Source organism: Nocardia sp. NPDC050406 (assembly GCF_044459025.1).
Classification (GTDB): Bacteria; Actinomycetota; Actinomycetes; order Mycobacteriales; family Mycobacteriaceae; genus Nocardia.
In genome coordinates this window covers 2,116,045-2,132,702 of sequence record NZ_JBITIM010000001.1, presented here as the reverse complement: position 1 = coordinate 2,132,702, position 16,658 = coordinate 2,116,045, and the positions used below count along the sequence as shown (strand labels likewise).

Annotated in this window: 14 protein-coding genes and 2 tRNA genes; 10 read left to right on the top strand and 6 right to left on the bottom strand. The window is 67.2% G+C overall.

Annotated elements, in window-relative coordinates; genetic code table 11:
• The first annotated feature begins 63 nt into the window (after positions 1 to 63).
• Positions 64 to 1,071, top strand: coding sequence for a 3-isopropylmalate dehydrogenase (locus tag ACIBH2_RS10185; protein WP_397115475.1), 1,008 nt, complete (start codon positions 64 to 66; stop codon positions 1,069 to 1,071).
• Between the two features lie 152 nt (positions 1,072 to 1,223).
• On the opposite strand, the gene ACIBH2_RS10180 is transcribed toward ACIBH2_RS10185, so the two are convergent.
• Positions 1,224 to 2,405 (bottom strand): MFS transporter, encoded by a 1,182-nt coding sequence (locus ACIBH2_RS10180; RefSeq protein ID WP_397115473.1) that lies wholly within the window; start codon positions 2,403 to 2,405, stop codon positions 1,224 to 1,226.
• Between the two features lie 317 nt (positions 2,406 to 2,722).
• Between ACIBH2_RS10180 and ACIBH2_RS10175 the strand changes: the two genes are divergently transcribed.
• From ACIBH2_RS10175 to ACIBH2_RS10160, 4 genes are all read left to right on the top strand, one after another.
• Entirely contained in the window at positions 2,723 to 3,496 is a 774-nt protein-coding gene (locus tag ACIBH2_RS10175) for a fumarylacetoacetate hydrolase family protein (protein ID WP_397115471.1), read from the top strand.
• Between the two features lie 14 nt (positions 3,497 to 3,510).
• Positions 3,511 to 4,983: a glutamate--tRNA ligase gene (gene gltX / locus ACIBH2_RS10170; protein ID WP_397115469.1), complete on the top strand. Its 1,473-nt coding sequence runs from the start codon at positions 3,511 to 3,513 to the stop codon at positions 4,981 to 4,983.
• A 142-nt stretch (positions 4,984 to 5,125) separates the two neighbouring features.
• Positions 5,126 to 5,197: transfer RNA gene (locus tag ACIBH2_RS10165), tRNA-Gln, on the top strand.
• A 38-nt stretch (positions 5,198 to 5,235) separates the two neighbouring features.
• Positions 5,236 to 5,308 (top strand) — tRNA-Glu (locus tag ACIBH2_RS10160).
• A 58-nt stretch (positions 5,309 to 5,366) separates the two neighbouring features.
• On the opposite strand, the gene ACIBH2_RS10155 is transcribed toward ACIBH2_RS10160, so the two are convergent.
• Both ACIBH2_RS10155 and ACIBH2_RS10150 read right to left on the bottom strand, forming a co-directional pair.
• Positions 5,367 to 5,867 carry a pyridoxamine 5'-phosphate oxidase family protein gene (locus ACIBH2_RS10155; protein ID WP_397115467.1) on the bottom strand — a complete coding sequence of 167 codons (501 nt, stop codon included), beginning with the start codon at positions 5,865 to 5,867 and terminating at the stop codon, positions 5,367 to 5,369.
• Between the two features lie 319 nt (positions 5,868 to 6,186).
• The gene (locus ACIBH2_RS10150) at positions 6,187 to 6,888 is read right to left on the bottom strand and encodes an IclR family transcriptional regulator (RefSeq protein WP_397115465.1); all 702 of its coding nucleotides are present in this window, start codon (positions 6,886 to 6,888) and stop codon (positions 6,187 to 6,189) included.
• A 119-nt stretch (positions 6,889 to 7,007) separates the two neighbouring features.
• On the opposite strand from ACIBH2_RS10150, the gene leuC reads away from it, so the two are divergent.
• The 3 genes from leuC to ACIBH2_RS10135 all read left to right on the top strand — a co-directional run bounded on the left by leuC (position 7,008) and on the right by ACIBH2_RS10135 (position 9,872).
• A complete protein-coding gene (gene leuC / locus ACIBH2_RS10145) occupies positions 7,008 to 8,432 on the top strand; it encodes a 3-isopropylmalate dehydratase large subunit (protein ID WP_397115463.1) in 1,425 nt (474 codons plus the stop codon).
• Between the two features lie 36 nt (positions 8,433 to 8,468).
• A complete protein-coding gene (leuD, locus tag ACIBH2_RS10140) occupies positions 8,469 to 9,077 on the top strand; it encodes a 3-isopropylmalate dehydratase small subunit (protein WP_397115461.1) in 609 nt (202 codons plus the stop codon).
• A 156-nt stretch (positions 9,078 to 9,233) separates the two neighbouring features.
• Positions 9,234 to 9,872, top strand: a complete 639-nt coding sequence (locus tag ACIBH2_RS10135; protein ID WP_397115459.1) for an HU family DNA-binding protein — start codon at positions 9,234 to 9,236, stop codon at positions 9,870 to 9,872.
• Between the two features lie 272 nt (positions 9,873 to 10,144).
• On the opposite strand, the gene ACIBH2_RS10130 is transcribed toward ACIBH2_RS10135, so the two are convergent.
• The 3 genes from ACIBH2_RS10130 to cofC are packed head-to-tail and all read right to left on the bottom strand — an operon-like array spanning position 10,145 to position 14,071.
• A complete protein-coding gene (locus ACIBH2_RS10130) occupies positions 10,145 to 11,074 on the bottom strand; it encodes an NUDIX domain-containing protein (RefSeq protein WP_397116954.1) in 930 nt (309 codons plus the stop codon).
• A gap of 47 nt (positions 11,075 to 11,121) precedes the next feature.
• Positions 11,122 to 13,308: an RNA degradosome polyphosphate kinase gene (locus ACIBH2_RS10125; protein ID WP_397115457.1), complete on the bottom strand. Its 2,187-nt coding sequence runs from the start codon at positions 13,306 to 13,308 to the stop codon at positions 11,122 to 11,124.
• A 52-nt stretch (positions 13,309 to 13,360) separates the two neighbouring features.
• Positions 13,361 to 14,071 carry a 2-phospho-L-lactate guanylyltransferase gene (gene cofC / locus ACIBH2_RS10120; RefSeq protein WP_397115455.1) on the bottom strand — a complete coding sequence of 237 codons (711 nt, stop codon included), beginning with the start codon at positions 14,069 to 14,071 and terminating at the stop codon, positions 13,361 to 13,363.
• 229 nt (positions 14,072 to 14,300) lie between these two features.
• Here cofC and ACIBH2_RS10115 point away from each other — a divergent pair, with 229 nt between their 5' ends.
• Both ACIBH2_RS10115 and ACIBH2_RS10110 read left to right on the top strand, forming a co-directional pair.
• Positions 14,301 to 15,296 (top strand): NAD(P)H-dependent glycerol-3-phosphate dehydrogenase, encoded by a 996-nt coding sequence (locus ACIBH2_RS10115; protein WP_397115453.1) that lies wholly within the window; start codon positions 14,301 to 14,303, stop codon positions 15,294 to 15,296.
• A 224-nt stretch (positions 15,297 to 15,520) separates the two neighbouring features.
• Positions 15,521 to 16,618 (top strand): D-alanine--D-alanine ligase family protein, encoded by a 1,098-nt coding sequence (locus tag ACIBH2_RS10110; RefSeq protein WP_397115451.1) that lies wholly within the window; start codon positions 15,521 to 15,523, stop codon positions 16,616 to 16,618.
• Positions 16,619 to 16,658: the final 40 nt, after the last annotated feature.

The following is a 16,658-nucleotide window of genomic DNA, read 5'->3' as shown; positions in this document are numbered from 1 at the left end:
TGGACTCTCCGCTCCGCGCGGAGAGCGTTCACGGGCATCCATATCCGAACGGAGCACTGTTTCATGAAACTCGCTGTCATCCCGGGCGACGGTATCGGTCCCGAGGTCATCGCCGAGGCCCTCAAGGTGCTCGATGTCGTGGTGCCCGGTGTCGAGAAGACCGAATACGACCTGGGGGCCAAGCGGTTCCATGCGACCGGGGAGATCCTGCCCGACAGTGTCCTGCCGGAGCTGAAGCAGCACGACGCCATTCTGCTGGGCGCGATCGGCGATCCGTCGGTGCCCTCCGGCGTGCTGGAGCGCGGGCTGCTGCTGCGCACCCGGTTCGAGCTGGACCACCACGTGAACCTGCGCCCCTCCAAGCTGTACCCGGGCGTCACCTCCCCGCTGTCGTCGAATCCGGAGATCGACTTCGTCGTCGTCCGCGAGGGCACCGAGGGCCCCTACACCGGCACCGGCGGCGCGATCCGCGTGAACACCCCGCACGAGGTGGCCACCGAGGTCTCCACCAACACCCGCTTCGGCATCGAGCGCGTGGTGCGCTACGCCTTCGAGAAGGCCAAGCAGCGCCGCCAGCACCTGACCCTGGTGCACAAGAACAATGTGCTCACCTTCGCCGGTTCGCTGTGGCAGCGCACCGTGAACGAGGTCGCCGTCGAGTACCCCGAGATCGAATTGGCCTACCAGCACATCGATGCCGCGACCATTCACATGGTCACCGACCCGGGCCGCTTCGATGTGATCGTCACCGACAACCTGTTCGGCGACATCATCACCGACCTCGCCGCCGCCGTCTCCGGCGGTATCGGCCTGGCCGCCTCCGGCAATATCGACGCCTCCGGCACCAACCCCTCGATGTTCGAGCCGGTGCACGGCAGCGCCCCCGATATCGCGGGACAGTCCAAGGCCGATCCGACCGCCGCGATCCTGTCGGTGTCGCTGCTGCTCGCGCACCTGGGCCAGGCCGAGGCCGCCGCCCGGATCGAGGCCGCCGTCGCCAAGGATCTCGAATCGCGCACCGGCGCGGCCTCGACCGTCGAGATCGGTGATCGCATCGCCGCCGCGGTCTGAGAACATCCACAGCGAAAAGCCCCGCGCCGGAAACCGTTCCGGCGCGGGGCTTTCGGTTGTCGGGGCCGCATTGTCCATCTCTGGCACCCAGCGTGGGTTCGAACCACAGCAGCCGCTCCCGCGTCGTGTGGGAACGGGAGCGGCTGGGGCAGTCAGGATTTCGGGTCGGTGGGTACCAGGGGAATGGCCGCCAAGGCGATGACGGCCGCCAGTAGATAGGCCGCCGGGAAGCCCGCCGCCGTGATCAGCGCGCCGAAGGTGGGTGCGAGCGCGGCCGAGGCCAGATTCTGGCCGGTGTTCTGAATACCCAAACCCCGCCCGCTCCAATAGGGTCCGGCGATCTCGGCAACCGCCGTGAACGCCAGTCCATTGTCGGCCACGGTGATCACCGAGGCGGCGAACAGTACCGGAATGGCCAGCCACCACCACTGCATCCAGGCGGCGAAGGCCAAGGCGGACATGGAGATAACCGCCGCGATGGCCACCGTGCGCAGGGGCCGCAGTCGGCTGCCGACCCGATCCGACCAGATCCCCGCGCCGATTCGACCGCCCGCGCCCAGGATCTGGGTGGCCGTCACCACCGCACCGGCCACCGGCAGCGACCACCCCACATCGCGGTGCAGCCACAGCAGAGCGAACGTCCACAATGCCGCCTGAGGGATAACCAGCAACACCGACACCACGTGAATGCGCAACAAAGTGGAGTCCCCGCGATACGGGTTGGCGGGCTTGCCCTGTGCGCCAGTGACTTCCGGTCGTGGCGGGTCGATGATGCCGACCAGGCAGCCGAGCGCCGCCGCGCCCGCCATCAGCGCCGGTACCAGCACGGCCGTCGAGAACCCGTGTGCCGCAGCGACGGTGGGTATGGTCATCGCGCCGACGGCCACACCCAGCGGCTGCGCGGTCTGGCGGATGCCCATGGCCAGTCCGCGACGCTCTGGCGGAAACCAGCCAACGATCACGCGCCCGCTCGCGCCGTTGGTACTGGCCGCGCCCATGCCGCCGAGGAACAACAGCACGCCCAGCACCGCGTACTGCGTGACGGTCGCCGCGGCCAGGCCCGCCACCAGCATCAATGCTGGACCAGCGACCAGAACCCGGTGCTCACCGATGCGATCGACCACATAGCCCCACGCGATGAGCATGCAGACCAGTCCGACGGTCGGCATGGAGACCAATAAACCGGCCGTGACCAGCGGCATTCCGCGCTCGGTCAGGGCGGGCAGCAGGAACGGGGTGCCATGGACGAAAACCGCGCTGGAGGCCTGGGCGAAGACGCCGAGGGCGAGCATGGACCACCGTCGCGACGAGCCGATCTGGTTCACGGCGGCCATGGCCATCACCTCGTATCTCACTATCTGGGAAGCATGTCTTACTCTTTGAACACCGGCCCTTACGGTACACCCGTGGCGCGAGTGGATTCCCGTGACGCGCTGTCAGTTTGCTCACACCCTCGAAGCCGCCCTTTCGGCGTTGTCCGCGACGCTGAGTTGCCTTGCGTGACGGGCGTTTTCACTTCTGCAAGCCCCCCTGACACGAATGATCACTCCGTCCCATCCACCCCATGCGCACATCCCGCACCGTGGCCGCCCCCGACCGCTCGGTCGGGCGCGTTCGGGCAGGTGAAAGCCGGTAGATAGACTGCGTACCCATGCGCCTAGGTCGAGTTGCCAGCCCCGATGGGGTCGCTTTCGTCAGCATCGAGGGAGACGGAACCGACGCCGTCGCCCGCGAAATCGCCGAACACCCGTTCGGTACACCGACGTTCACCGGTCGCAGCTGGCCGCTGGTCGATGTGCGGCTGCTCGCGCCCATCCTCGCCAGCAAGGTCATCTGCATCGGCAAGAACTACGCCGCGCACGCCGAGGAAATGGGCGGCCCGGCCCCGGAGGACCCGGTCATCTTCATGAAGCCGAACACCTCCATCATCGGCCCCAATGCCTCGATCATCCTGCCGCCCAGCTCTTCTCAGGTCGATTACGAGGGCGAACTGGCCGTGGTCATCGGCCGCCCGTGCAAGGACGTCCCGGCCGCCAAGGCCGCGGAGGTGATCCTCGGCTACACCGTCGCCAATGACGTCACCGCCCGCGACCAGCAGCGCCACGACGGCCAGTGGACCCGCGCCAAGGGCTACGACACCTTCTGCCCGCTCGGCCCGTGGATCGAAACCTCGCTGGACCCTTCGGATCTGGAGATCGTCACCGAACTCGACGGCGAGGTCCGCCAGCGCAGCCGCACTTCGCTACTGCTGCACGATATTCCGAAGTTGATCGAATGGGTCACCACGGTGATGACGCTGCTGCCCGGCGATGTCATCCTCACCGGCACCCCCGCGGGCGTGGGCCCGATGCAGGCCGGTCAGAACGTGTCCGTGACCGTCGACGGCATCGGCACCCTCACCAATCCCGTTGCCACCAAACGCTGATCGAGAGAAGAGACATGACTGACGTACGGGTCCGATTCTGCCCGTCACCGACCGGCACACCGCATGTCGGCCTGATCCGCACCGCCCTGTTCAACTGGGCCTTCGCCCGCCATCACGGCGGCACCTTCGTCTTCCGTATCGAAGACACCGATGCCGCACGCGATTCCGAGGAGTCCTACCAGGCCCTGCTCGACGCGTTGCGCTGGCTCGGCCTGACCTGGGACGAGGGCCCGGAGGTCGGCGGCCCGTACGGCCCGTATCGGCAGTCGCAGCGCAAGGAGCAGCACCTGGATGTGGTGCGGCGCTTGCTCGAAGCTGGCGAGGCTTATGAATCCTTCTCCACGCCAGAGGAAGTCGAAGCGCGGCACAAGGCGGCCGGACGCGATCCCAAACTCGGCTACGACAACTTCGACCGCGACCTGACCCCCGAGCAGATCGCCGCCTACAAGGCCGAGGGGCGCGGGGCCGTCATCCGCCTGCGCATGCCCGACGAGGACCTCACCTGGCACGACCTGGTGCGCGGTGAGACCACCTTCAAGGCGGGCGTGGTGCCCGATTTCGCGCTCACCCGCGGTAATGGCGATCCGCTCTATACGCTGGTGAACCCGGTCGACGACGCATTGATGCGAATCACCCACGTGTTGCGCGGCGAGGATCTGCTTTCCTCCACTCCTCGGCAGTTGGCGTTGTACGCGGCGTTGCGGCGGATCGGCGTCGCGGACTTCACCCCGGAGTTCGGTCATCTGCCCTTCGTGATGGGGCAGGGCAACAAGAAGCTTTCCAAGCGTGATCCGGAGTCCAATCTCTTCCTGCACCGCGACCGAGGCTTCATTCCCGAAGGTTTGCTGAATTACCTGGCGCTGCTCGGCTGGAGCATCGCGGATGATCATGATGTGTTCTCCATGGCGGAGATGGTGGAAGCGTTCGATATTTCGAAGGTGAATTCGAACCCGGCCCGTTTCGACCAGAAGAAGGCCGACGCGATCAACGCCGAACATATTCGTTTGCTGGAGCCCGGTGACTTTGCTCACCGGCTGCGTGAGTACCTCACCGCACACGGACATATCGGCGCGGAGGTGGACGAGAAGCTGTTCGCCATAGCGGCCGATCTCGTACAGACCCGCATCGTGGTGCTCGGCGACGCCTGGGATCTGCTGAAGTTTCTTTTCATTCCGGCCGAGGAGTTCGCGATCGATCCGGCCGCGGCGCAAAAGAACCTCGGGGCCGATGCGATTCCGGTATTACAGGCGGCCATTGCGGTTCTGGACGGCGTTTCCGAGTGGACGGCCGCCCCGATCGAGGAGGCCCTCAAAGCCGCGCTCATCGACGAACTCGGTCTCAAGCCGCGCAAGGCGTTCGCGCCCGTGCGCGTCGCGGTCACCGGATCGCACATCAGCCCCCCGCTGTACGAGTCGCTCGAGCTGCTCGGCCGCGAGACGGCCATGGCCCGGCTGCGGGCCGCGCTGGACTCGATCGCGGCGGCCTAGTGCCGTCCGGAGCCCGAAATAGCCGGAAAATCGGCCTCTGACCAGCCGATTTGTGGTTTACCCGGTGGCGTTTGGTAATCTCTTTCTCGGCCGGAAACGAGGTTGAGATCCCCACAAGGGACAGACCAAACGCCCAGGTCATTGGGGTATGGTGTAATTGGCAACACAGCTGATTCTGGTTCAGCCATTCTAGGTTCGAGTCCTGGTACCCCAGCGGAGTTCGATGAACTCTCGGTTGCTCGCAACCATCCTGGTCCCGTCGTCTAGCGGCCTAGGACGCCGCCCTCTCAAGGCGGTAGCGCGGGTTCAAATCCCGTCGGGACTACAACGAAAGGCCCCCAACCACCGGTTGGGGGCCTTTCGCATTTCCACGAACAATTCGTTCAGTCCAAGGCATTCGCGGTCGAGCCGCCCAAAGGCATGGCGGGCATCCCGAGTTTGCGGTGATCCCAGCTGCGGATGCGCTCGGGCACCACCCGTACGGCCACGCGCTTGTTCAGCATCTGCTCGACGAACGGCTTCATATCCTCGCTGTAGGGCCCGGTGTAGCGCTCCCACACGCTGATTCCCACCTGGAACAGCTGGTCGGCGTCGTCGATGATTTCGGCCCGGCCCTCGAGGGAGACGCCGCGCAGCTGGTCGTAGGTGTCGCCCGCCTCGATCAGCACGGTCACGCGCGGATCACGGCGCAGATTGACCGCTTTCTGCGACTTCGCCTTGGTCTCGAACCAGATCTCGCCGTTGATCAGCCCGTACCACATGGCGGTCAGGTGCGGGGTGCCCGTGGGCCCGAGGGTGGCCAGGGTGGCGATGCGGCTGCGCTCCAGGAAGTCGGTGATCTCCTGCTCGGACATCACGATCGACGCGCGTTGATTAACTCCCATGCGGCCGACTGTACTTTACGGCGTATGGGGCAGGTCACAGTCGTCGTACGGTGATGCGGTTCGGGCGCGAGAGTGATTCGCGGCTCGCGGGAAGTCCGCTGCTCTCGGCGTCGCCGCGGTCCGGGCCGTTCGAGGGGGCCCGGGGCGGTCGGGAGCGGGTGTGAGGGGCTGTTCGGGAGCGGGCGCGGGGCCGCGTGACCGGTGCGACGCGATGCGACCGGTGTGCCCCGAGAGGGCGCTGAGGGGTTTGTGACGCCCGGGAAAGCCGGGAGGGTGTTTCCCCGTCCCCGGCTGCCCCGTAAGCCCGTCAGGGCCGATTTCAGAGGCGCTTGTGCAGGGCCTCGGCGGCGGCCACGAGATCGGCGGCCCAACGCGCGCCGGGGCGGCGGCCCATACGGTCGATGGGTCCGGATACCGAGACGGCGGCGATGACGGCCCCCGCCGCGTCACGCACCGGAGCCGAGACGCTGGCGACACCGGCCGCGCGCTCGGCCGCGCTCTGGGCCCAGCCGCGGCGGCGCACCTCGGCCAACGCGCGTTCGCCGAAGACGGCGTCGGCGAGGATGGTGCGCTGCAATTCCGGATCGCCCCAGGCCAGCAGCACCTTCGCGGCCGATCCGGCGGTGAGCGGCAGGCGCGCGCCGATCGGCACGGTGTCGCGCAGTCCGGCCGCGGGCTCCATGGCGGCCACGCAGACGCGGGCGTTGCCGTCGCGGCGGTAGAGCTGCACGCTCTCGCCGGTGATCTCGCGCAGGCGCGGCAGGATGGTGCTCGCCGCGTCCAGCAGCGGGTCGCTGGCGGTGGTCGCGAGCTCGGAGAGCGCGGGTCCGGGCCGCCACAGGCCCTGGTTGTCGCGGGCCAGCATCCGGTGCACTTCCAGGCCTACGGCCAGCCGATGTGCCGTCGCTCGGGGCAGGCCCGTGCGGGTGCACAGCTCGTTGAGGCCGCAGGGTTGCTCGGCGACGGCGGCCAGTACCGCCATGGCTTTGTCGAGCACCCCGATACCGCTATGCTGTCTCATAGAACGATATTAGCGTCTCGCATGTTGGGAATTGCAACTCGACTCCCCGACGGCCGTGCGAGCCGCGACCGCGCCGACAGCCCCGGCGCGGGCGATGTCTACCGAAAGGTGATGGAGATATGGCCGATCGGCCACGCACTCTGGCGGAGAAGGTCTGGGAGCAGCACGTCGTCGTCCGCGGCGAAGGCGACGGCGAACAGCGCGAGCCCGACCTCATCTACATCGATCTGCATCTGGTGCACGAGGTGACCAGTCCGCAGGCCTTCGACGGTCTGCGCGCGGCCGGTCGCCCGGTGCGTCGACCGGATCTCACCATCGCCACCGAGGACCACAACGTCCCGACCATCGATATCGACAAGCCGATCGCCGACCCCATTTCGCGCACCCAGGTGGAGACGCTGCGCCGCAACTGCGAGGAATTCGGTATCCGCCTGCACCCCATGGGCGATCTGGATCAGGGCATCGTGCACGTGGTCGGCCCGCAGCTGGGCCTGACCCAGCCGGGAACCACGGTGGTGTGCGGTGATTCGCACACCTCCACGCACGGCGCGTTCGGCGCGCTGGCCATGGGTATCGGCACCTCCGAGGTGGAACACGTGCTGGCGACACAGACTTTGTCGCTGCGGCCCTTCAAGACCATGGCCATCAATATCGATGGGCAGCTGCCGCCGGGCGTCACCGCCAAGGATGTGATTCTCGCCGTCATCGCCAAGATCGGCACCGGCGGCGGCCAGGGCTATGTGCTGGAGTACCGCGGCGAGGCGGTGCGCTCCATGTCCATGGAGGCCCGGATGACCATGTGCAACATGTCGATCGAGGCCGGTGCCCGTGCGGGCATGGTGGCCCCCGACGAGGTCACCTACGAATTCCTGAAGGGCCGCCCGCACGCGCCGCAGGGCGCCGACTGGGATGCCGCCGTGGCGGCCTGGGAGGCCCTGAAGACCGATGAGGGCGCGGTTTTCGACGCCGAGGTGCACATCGACGCGTCGGCGCTGACGCCTTTCGTCACGTGGGGAACCAACCCGGGACAGGGTGCGCCGCTGGGCGATACCGTGCCCGACCCGGCCGATATGGCCGACGAGAACGAGCGTGAGACCGCCGAGAAGGCGTTGCGCTACATGGATCTGACGCCGGGTATGCCATTGCGCGATGTCACCGTCGACACCGTCTTCGTGGGCTCGTGCACCAATGGCCGGATCGAGGATTTGCGTGCCGTCGCAGAGGTTCTGAAGGACCGAAAAGTGGCCGACGGCGTGCGGATGTTGATCGTGCCGGGCTCCATGCGCGTGCGTCTGGAGGCGGAAAAAGAAGGGCTGGGCGAGATTTTCACCGCCGCGGGCGCGGAATGGCGGCAGGCCGGTTGTTCCATGTGCCTGGGCATGAACCCCGATCAGCTCTCGCCCGGTCAGCGCTGCGCCTCGACGTCGAACCGGAACTTCGAAGGGCGACAGGGCAAGGGCGGCCGGACGCATCTGGTCTCGCCGCAGGTCGCGGCGGCCACCGCGGTGCGCGGAACCCTGTCCTCACCTGCGGATCTGAACTGATTCCGCCCTTCCCACACCAGACTTCAGGAGTAAACGATGGATGCCTTCAAGGTTCACAAGGGGATCGGTGTTCCGTTGCGCCGATCCAACGTCGACACCGATCAGATCATCCCGGCGGTGTATCTGAAGCGCGTTACCCGAACGGGTTTCGAGGATGGCCTGTTCTCGGCATGGCGAACGGATCCGAACTTCATTCTGAACACCGAGCCCTACAAGCGGGGCAGTGTCCTGGTCGCCGGTCCGGATTTCGGGACCGGATCCTCACGCGAGCACGCGGTTTGGGCGCTCATGGACTACGGCTTCCGCGTGGTGATCTCGTCGCGTTTCGCGGACATCTTCCGGGGGAACGCTGGCAAGGGTGGGTTACTGGCCGCTCGAATGTCACAGAACGATGTCGAATTGCTCTGGAAGATCATCGAAGAGCAGCCGGGTCTGGAATTGGTTGTGGACCTGGAGGCTCGAACCGTGACGGCGGGAACGGTCGTGTTGCCGTTCGATATTGACGACTACACGCGGTGGCGGCTGCTCGAGGGCTTGGACGACATCGGTCTCACCCTGCGCCGTTGCGACGAGATCGACGCCTACGAAAAGGCAAGGCCGACATGGAAACCCGCAACGATTCCGGCTCATATTTCGCAGACGTAATCATCCGGATCCATTAGCTGAGTCCTCTCCGACCCGATAGCTGGGCGTGTGCCACAACACATGAATTTTGGCGTGGCACATAGACTCTTGCCCAATGAAGGTTTAACGTGGTACCTAGTCGGTCCGACGACGGGCCATTAGTCTGCGGAGGATTCAATGAACAAGGCGGAACTGATCGATGTTCTGACCGAGAAGTTGGGTACTGACCGGCGCACGGCCACTGCGGCAGTGGAACAGATGGTGGACACCATCGTGCGCGCGGTGAACAAAGGTCAGAGCGTCACCATCACCGGATTCGGTGTCTTCGAACAGCGTAAGCGGGCGGCTCGCGTCGCCCGTAACCCGCGCACCGGCGAAACCGTGAAGGTCAAGCCGACTTCGGTTCCCGCGTTCCGTCCGGGTGCTCAGTTCAAGGCGATCATTGCGGGTAAGCAGAAGATCGCCGCGAGCGGCCCGGCCGTGAAACGTGGTGTGGCCGCCCCGGTGTCGGGCAAGGCTGGTGCCAAGAAGACCGCCAAGAAGGCGGCGGCGAAGAAGACCACCGCGAAGAAGGCCGCGACCAAGGCTCCGGCCAAGACCACGGCGAAGAAGGCGGCTTCGAAGGCTCCGGCCAAGAAGACCACCGCCAAGAAGACCGCCACCAAGGCCGCCGCCAAGAAGACCACGACCGCCAAGAAGGCTCCGGCCAAGAAGACGGTCAAGGCCACCGCGGCGAAGAAGACGACCGCGAAGAAGACTGCTGCCAAGAAGGCTCCGGCGAAGAAGACCGCCGCCAAGCGCACCGCCCGTCGCTAGACGGCGGCAGCCGTCCAGCGCGGGATACGCGCGACGCAGTAGGACGACATATGCGAAACGGCCCGGCCATCGGCCCGGGCCGTTTCGCATGTCAGCGGCCGGATTCGCCTGTCGGGGAGCAGATCTCCCGGTCAGCCGACGATCCCCCGGTCAGCGCGACGTTGCCCGGTCAGGACCGCATTCGTGGTCCCGTCCGGGCGTGAAATGCGCTGGCGACCGGGGGAAGTGGGCTGTGACGGCGCGAAATGGCCTGTGACGGCGCGGCTGCGGGACTAGCGCCCGATATCCACGGTCAGGGCACGGTCGAGGTGATCCGCGGCCACCAGGCGGCCCTCGTGCAGTGACAGCACCCAGGCGCTGCCCTTGCGATTGCGGGCGGGCGGCAGCGTGACGCCGTCGCGGGCGGCCCACCACTCGAGCAGATCCGGAATCACCTTGCCCTGACTGCAGATAACCGGAACAGCGTCCTCGGAAACCAATTTGCGGGCGCGCTTGCGGGCCGCCTCCGTCATTTCGGCATAACCGGTTTCGGAGAACAGTGGTTCGAGTTCGATCTCGATACCGAGTTGTTCGGCGAGCGGGCGCACCGTCTGCACACAGCGCAGCGGTGGGGCGGAGTGGATTTCGGTCGCCCCGAAGGCGGCCAGACTGGGCGCGAGTCCACGCGCCTGTGCGCGACCGGCCTTTTCGAGCGGCCGCTCGTCGTCGGGGCCCGAGAAACGTTCCTTGCGGCCAGCTTTGGCGTGCCGGACGATCAGCAGGGTGTCGGTATCGGCCGGTAGCCGCAGGAAATTGCGCACGACGGTGCGATCCATCGGATAGGACAGCTGATCCATCAGCCCGTCGACGTGATGCCATTGCAACTCGTCGACCTCGTTGTTGGAGGAGAACTGCCCCTCCACCACCTCGGCCGCCCAGTAGTCCACCCGCTTGAGCTTGCGGTGGCCGGGGATCGGATAGGTCACGTAGCCGAGATAGCGGCCCAGCCGCGAATGCAGGCCGGTCTCCTCGGCCACCTCGCGCACGGCCGTGACCATCGGCGTCTCACCGGGATCCAGCTTGCCCTTGGGCAGCGACCAGTCGTCGTACTTGGGGCGGTGCACGACCGCGATCTCGATCCCGCCGCGGGCGTCGTAGCGCCACAGCACCGCCCCCGCCGCGAGAATATTGGGGCTGACCCGGGGGTCGGAGATGCCGTTCATCGATTCGGATGCGCCTGTGGTGTCCGGCTTGTGGGATTTCGACTTGCTCACGGGCGGTCCGGTCGTCGCAGTCGCATGAGGTACTCCTGGTGGTCGCGCACCTGTTCGCCCGGCACGCTGCCGTCCGGGCTGGCCTGCCAGCCGCTGTCGGATTGCAGGATCCAGCACCGGGTATCCGGATGCAGGGCGGAGTCGAACATGGCGTTCAGCTGGCCCGCCAGGCGCGGATCCTTCACCTGCGCCATGACTTCCACGCGCCGGTCCAGATTGCGGTGCATCATATCGGCGCTGCCGATCCAGTACTCGTTCTGCGCCTGGAAGTGCATGACCCGCGAATGTTCCAGGTAGCGGCCCAATATCGACCGTACCTCGATGTTCTCGCTCATACCCGGGACGCCGGGCTTCAACCCGCAGATGCCGCGCACCACGATCTGGGTGGGCACCCCGGCCTGGGAGGCGCGGTAGAGCGCGTCGATGACCTGTTCGTCCACGATGGCGTTGGCCTTCAAGCGGATTCGCGCCGACTCACCCTGCTGGGCCAACTCGATCTCGCGCTCGATGCGGTCGATGATTCCGGCGCGCACGCCGCTGGGCGCCACAAGTAGGTTGCGGTAACTGGACTTTCGGGAGTATCCGGTCAGCGAATTGAACAGGTCGGTCAGATCCGCGCCGATCTCCGGTGCGGCCGTGAGCAATCCGACATCTTCGTACAGGCGCGCGGTCTTGGGGTTGTAGTTGCCGGTGCCGATATGGCAGTAGCGGCGGATGGTCGCGCCCTCACGGCGCACCACCAGGCAGGTCTTGCAGTGCGTCTTGAGGCCGATGAGCCCGTAGACCACGTGCACGCCAGCCTGTTCCAGGGCGCGCGCCCACTTGATATTGGCCTGTTCGTCGAAGCGCGCCTTGATCTCGACCAGCGCCACCACCTGCTTGCCCGCCTCGGCGGCGTCGATGAGGGCATTGACGATGGGGGAGTCGCCGGAGGTGCGGTAGAGCGTCTGCTTGATGGCGAGCACCTGCGGGTCGGCGGCGGCCTGTTCGATGAAGCGCTGCACCGAGGTCGAGAACGAGTCGTAGGGGTGGTGCACCAGCACGTCGCCCTCGCGCAGGGCGGCGAAAACGTTTCGGGGCGTTTCCCGTTCGCCGAAGGCGGGGGGCGTGGCGGGGACGTAGGGCGCGTCCTTGAGATTGGGCCGGTCGACGCCGTACACCTGCCACAGGCAGGACAGGTCGAGCAGGCCGGGCACCTGGATGACGTCGCCGGGATCCACATCCAGTTCGCGCAGCAGCAGATCGAGCATGTGCTCGGTCATATCGTCGGAGACTTCCAGGCGCACCGGCGATCCGAAGCGGCGGCGGGCGAGTTCGCGCTCCAGGGCCTGCAGCAGATCCTCGTCGCGGTCCTCGTCCACCTCGAAGTCGGCATTGCGGGTGATGCGGAACGAATGGTGTTCCACCACTTCCATTCCCGGGAAGAGCAGATCCAGGTGCGCCGCGATGAGCTCCTCCATGGGCAGGAAGGCGGCCATGGCGGAACCGGTGGGGGAGTTGGCATCCCGGGCCGGATTGGTGCGGCGCACCCGCACGAAGCGGTCCACGTTGTCGGGCACCTTGACGCGGGCGAAATGCTCGCCGCCGGTGACCGAATCCTTCACCGTCACCGCGAGATTCAGGCTCAGGCCGCTGATGTAAGGGAACGGGTGGGCCGGGTCGACGGCGAGCGGGGTGAGCACCGGGAAGACCTGATCGGTGAAGTAGCCCGAAAGGCGTTGGCGCTCGGCCTCGTCGAGATCGTGCCAGCCGATGATGTCGATGCCCTCCGCGGTGAGGGCGGGCAGGACCGCGGTCAGGAAGACGCGGGCGTGCCGGTCGGCGATCTCCTGGGCGCGTGCGGCGATGAGATCGAGCTGTTCGTTGGGGGACAGGCCGTCGGCGGAGCGGACCGACAGGCCGGTCTCGGCGCGGCGTTTCAGCCCGGCCACGCGGACCATGTAGAACTCGTCCAGATTCGACGCGAAGATGGCCAGGAATTTGGCGCGCTCGAGCAGCGGCTGGGAGGTGTCCTCGGCGAGGGCGAGCACGCGGGCGTTGAAATCGAGCCAACTCAGTTCACGATTGAGGTAGCGATTCTGCGGCAGCCGCGACTGCGTGGGCGGTGGGGTCGCCGCGGGCGGGGCCGCGGGTAGTAGCGGCGGTTGCTTGACGGTTTCCGTATCGCTCACGCTCACAATCATTCCCTATCTGGCGGGGGGCTCGCCGATCCGACACCGCGCAGTGCAGTGCAGATCACGCCGGTCGCGACACCGGCGGCCCCGTACGGTCTACTGCGGATTTGCCGCCGCGCCCGCGCGACATATCCAGTTCACGAAGTAGTGCGCGGGTGTTCACGCCGACGCCCAGCGCCACGGCGCGGGTCAGGTCGTCGGCGGTGTCCACGTCCTGGCGCAGGCCGGGCCAGTCGCCGAGCAGCTCCACCGCCCCAGCCGCGATGTGGCGGCGGGCCGAATCGGTGCCGAAAAGCGGGTTCAGCGGGGCGGATCCATCGCGGACGAGCAGGGCGACGGTGCCGGTGCCCTCGTGGTCGACCACCACCGATCGCCCGCGTGCGGGGGCGGTGGCGAGCATGCCGGACAGTTCGTCCGGGCGCAGCGCGGGCAGATCGGCCTGCAGCGCCAGCAACTCCACCGGTCCGTGAGTGTCGCGCACCGCGCGGGCGGCGGCCGCGAGGGCGGAGTTCAGGCCGGTGCGATGGTCCGGGGCGGTCGGTTCGGGAATGACCCGCGCCCCCAGCCCGTGCACCAGATCCGAGACCCGAGGATCCGGCGTCACCACGGTCACCGACTCGACCTCCGGCGTGGCGGTGGCCGCCACCACGGTGTCGGCCAGCATGGCCAGCACCAGGTGCGGCCGGTCGTGCGGAGGCAGCCGATCGGCGAGTCGGCTCTTGGCGAGCCCGAGACTCTTCACCGCGATCACGGCGTGCACGGACGAGCGCATGCCCGAATCCTCCCACTCCTTGGTGACGCGGTGCGCGGCGGTCGCCGTTTGGCGAGGCCCGCCGGGGCCGCGTGCCGCTCCCGCGCGGCCGTCCCAGGCGTCAGCCTGCGCGGGGCGCGTCGGTATTCCCGATCCGGCGCGGCGGGTCGAAACGCGGGGGATCGGCAAGTGTCCGCACCGAATTCGGGAGTGTCGGCGACCCCGTGCGCGGCGTGCATATAGTGGTCTGATGACGAGGGCGGCAGTACTGGGCGCGGGGTCTTGGGGGACCGCGTTCGCGAAGGTGTTGGCGGAGGCCGGAACCGAGACCATCATGTGGGCGCGGCGGCCGGAGGTGGCGAAGGCGTTGGCCACCGAGCACCGCAATCCCTGGTATCTGCCGGATGTCGCGCTGCCCCCGATCGCCGCCACCGATGATCACCGGGTCGCGCTCGCGGGAGCGGACATCGTGGTGTTGGCCGTACCCTCGCAGACCCTGCGCGCCAATCTCACGGAGTGGAAGGGCGACATTCCCGCCGACGCCACGCTGTTGAGTCTGGCCAAGGGCATCGAGACCGGCACGCTGCTGCGAATGAGCGAGGTCATCGCGGAGGTGAGCGGCGCCGATCCCGGCCGCGTGGCGGTGCTGTCCGGACCGAATCTGGCGCACGAGATCGCCGCGGGCCAGCCCGCCGCCACCGTGGTCGCCTGTTCCGATGTCGGGCGCGCCGAGGCCGTGCAGCGCGCGTGCGCGGCCGGGTACTTCCGCCCCTACACCAATACCGATGTGGTGGGCGCGGAGATCGGCGGCGCGAGCAAGAACGTCATCGCCCTCGCCTGCGGTATCGCCTCGGGAATGGGCTTGGGCGACAACTCGATTGCCAGCCTCATCACCCGCGGGTTGGCCGAGATCATCCGCCTCGGCGTCGCCCTCGGCGCGGAACCGGTGACGCTGGCGGGTCTCGCCGGTGTCGGCGATCTGGTCGCCACCTGCACCTCGCCACTGTCGCGCAACCGCTCCTTCGGTCACGCCCTCGGCTCCGGCGGCACGATGGAAAGCGCCCAACAGGCCACCCACGGCCAGGTCGTCGAAGGTGTGAAGTCCTGCACATCCATCCGCGCCCTAGCCGAACGCACCGGCGTCGAAATGCCCCTCACCGACGTAGTCCACCGCGTCTGCCACGAGGGCCTCTCCGCCTCGGACGCCGTCGGCCACCTACTCGGCCGCCGCCTCAAATCGGAGTAATCCTGTGGCCTAGCCGTGTGCCCTTGTGCGCGGGTACCGGTCCGAGGTGCTGCGCGCCGAATACGCTGGTTCGCAGGGCTCAGTGGTCGGTCGCCGAGCACGGGCAGCGCCCTTCTCTTCCTCTCTTTTCTGTGCCCCACTGCCGCCAGGCAGTGGGGCACGAGATCCCAGAGTGGTCCCCCATGTAACCGTGGCGTCACACTCGACCGGGTACGGTTCCGGGCATGACCAACAGGATCCGGGTGGCGGTGGTGTTCGGCGGGCGCAGCAACGAGCATGGCGTCTCGTGTGTGTCGGCTCGTACTGTGCTGGGCAGCCTAGATCCTGAGAAGTACGAGGCGGTTCCGATCGGCATCACGCGCGAGGGCACCTGGGTGTTGAGTGCGGGCGACCCGCGCGCGTTGACCACGGCGGGGCGGGAACTGCCGTCGGTGGAGACCGGGTCGGGCACCGAGATGACATTGGCGGCGGATCCTAGCCGCCGCGGCACTCTGGTGCCGCTGGGCGGTGGCGAGGTGCTCGGCAGCGTGGACGTCGTCTTCCCGGTACTGCACGGGCCGTTCGGTGAGGACGGCACCCTGCAAGGGCTGCTGGAGCTCGCCGAGGTGCCGTACGTCGGCCCGGGCGTGCTCGCCAGCGCGGCCGGAATGGACAAGGAGTTCACCAAGAAACTCCTTGCCGCCGAAGGACTTCCGGTCGGCACCCAGGTGGTGCTGCGCCCCGGCGTCGGCACCCTGAGCGAGGACGACAAGCAGCGCCTCGGACTGCCGGTGTTCGTGAAGCCCGCGCGCGGCGGCTCCTCCATCGGCATCACCAAGGTGGACTCCTGGGACGGGCTCGACGCCGCCATCGCCGCTGCGCGCCAACACGATCCGAAGGTCATCATCGAGGCCGGGATCGTGGGCCGTGAAGTCGAGTGCGGCGTACTGGAATTCCCCGACGGGCGTGTGGAAGCCAGTGTGGTGGCCGAGATTCGGATGCCCGAGAGCGACACCGACGTCCCCGACTTCTACGACTACGACACCAAATACCTCGACGACGTCTGCGAATTCGACGTTCCGGCCAAGCTCGACGACGACGTCTCGGATCGGATTCGCGAACTGGCGGTGCGCGCCTTCCGCGCCCTCGACTGCCAGGGCCTGGCCCGCGTCGACTTCTTCGTCACCGCGGCCGGGCCGGTCATCAACGAGATCAACACCATGCCGGGGTTCACCTCGATCTCCATGTACCCGCGCATGTGGGAGGCCACCGGTATCGACAACACCGAACTGGTGAGCACGCTCATCGAGACGGCGCGGGTGCGCGGCACCGGGCTGCGCTGAGCGTCGACGGCTCGGTGCCCGTTCGGGGCACCGACCACTC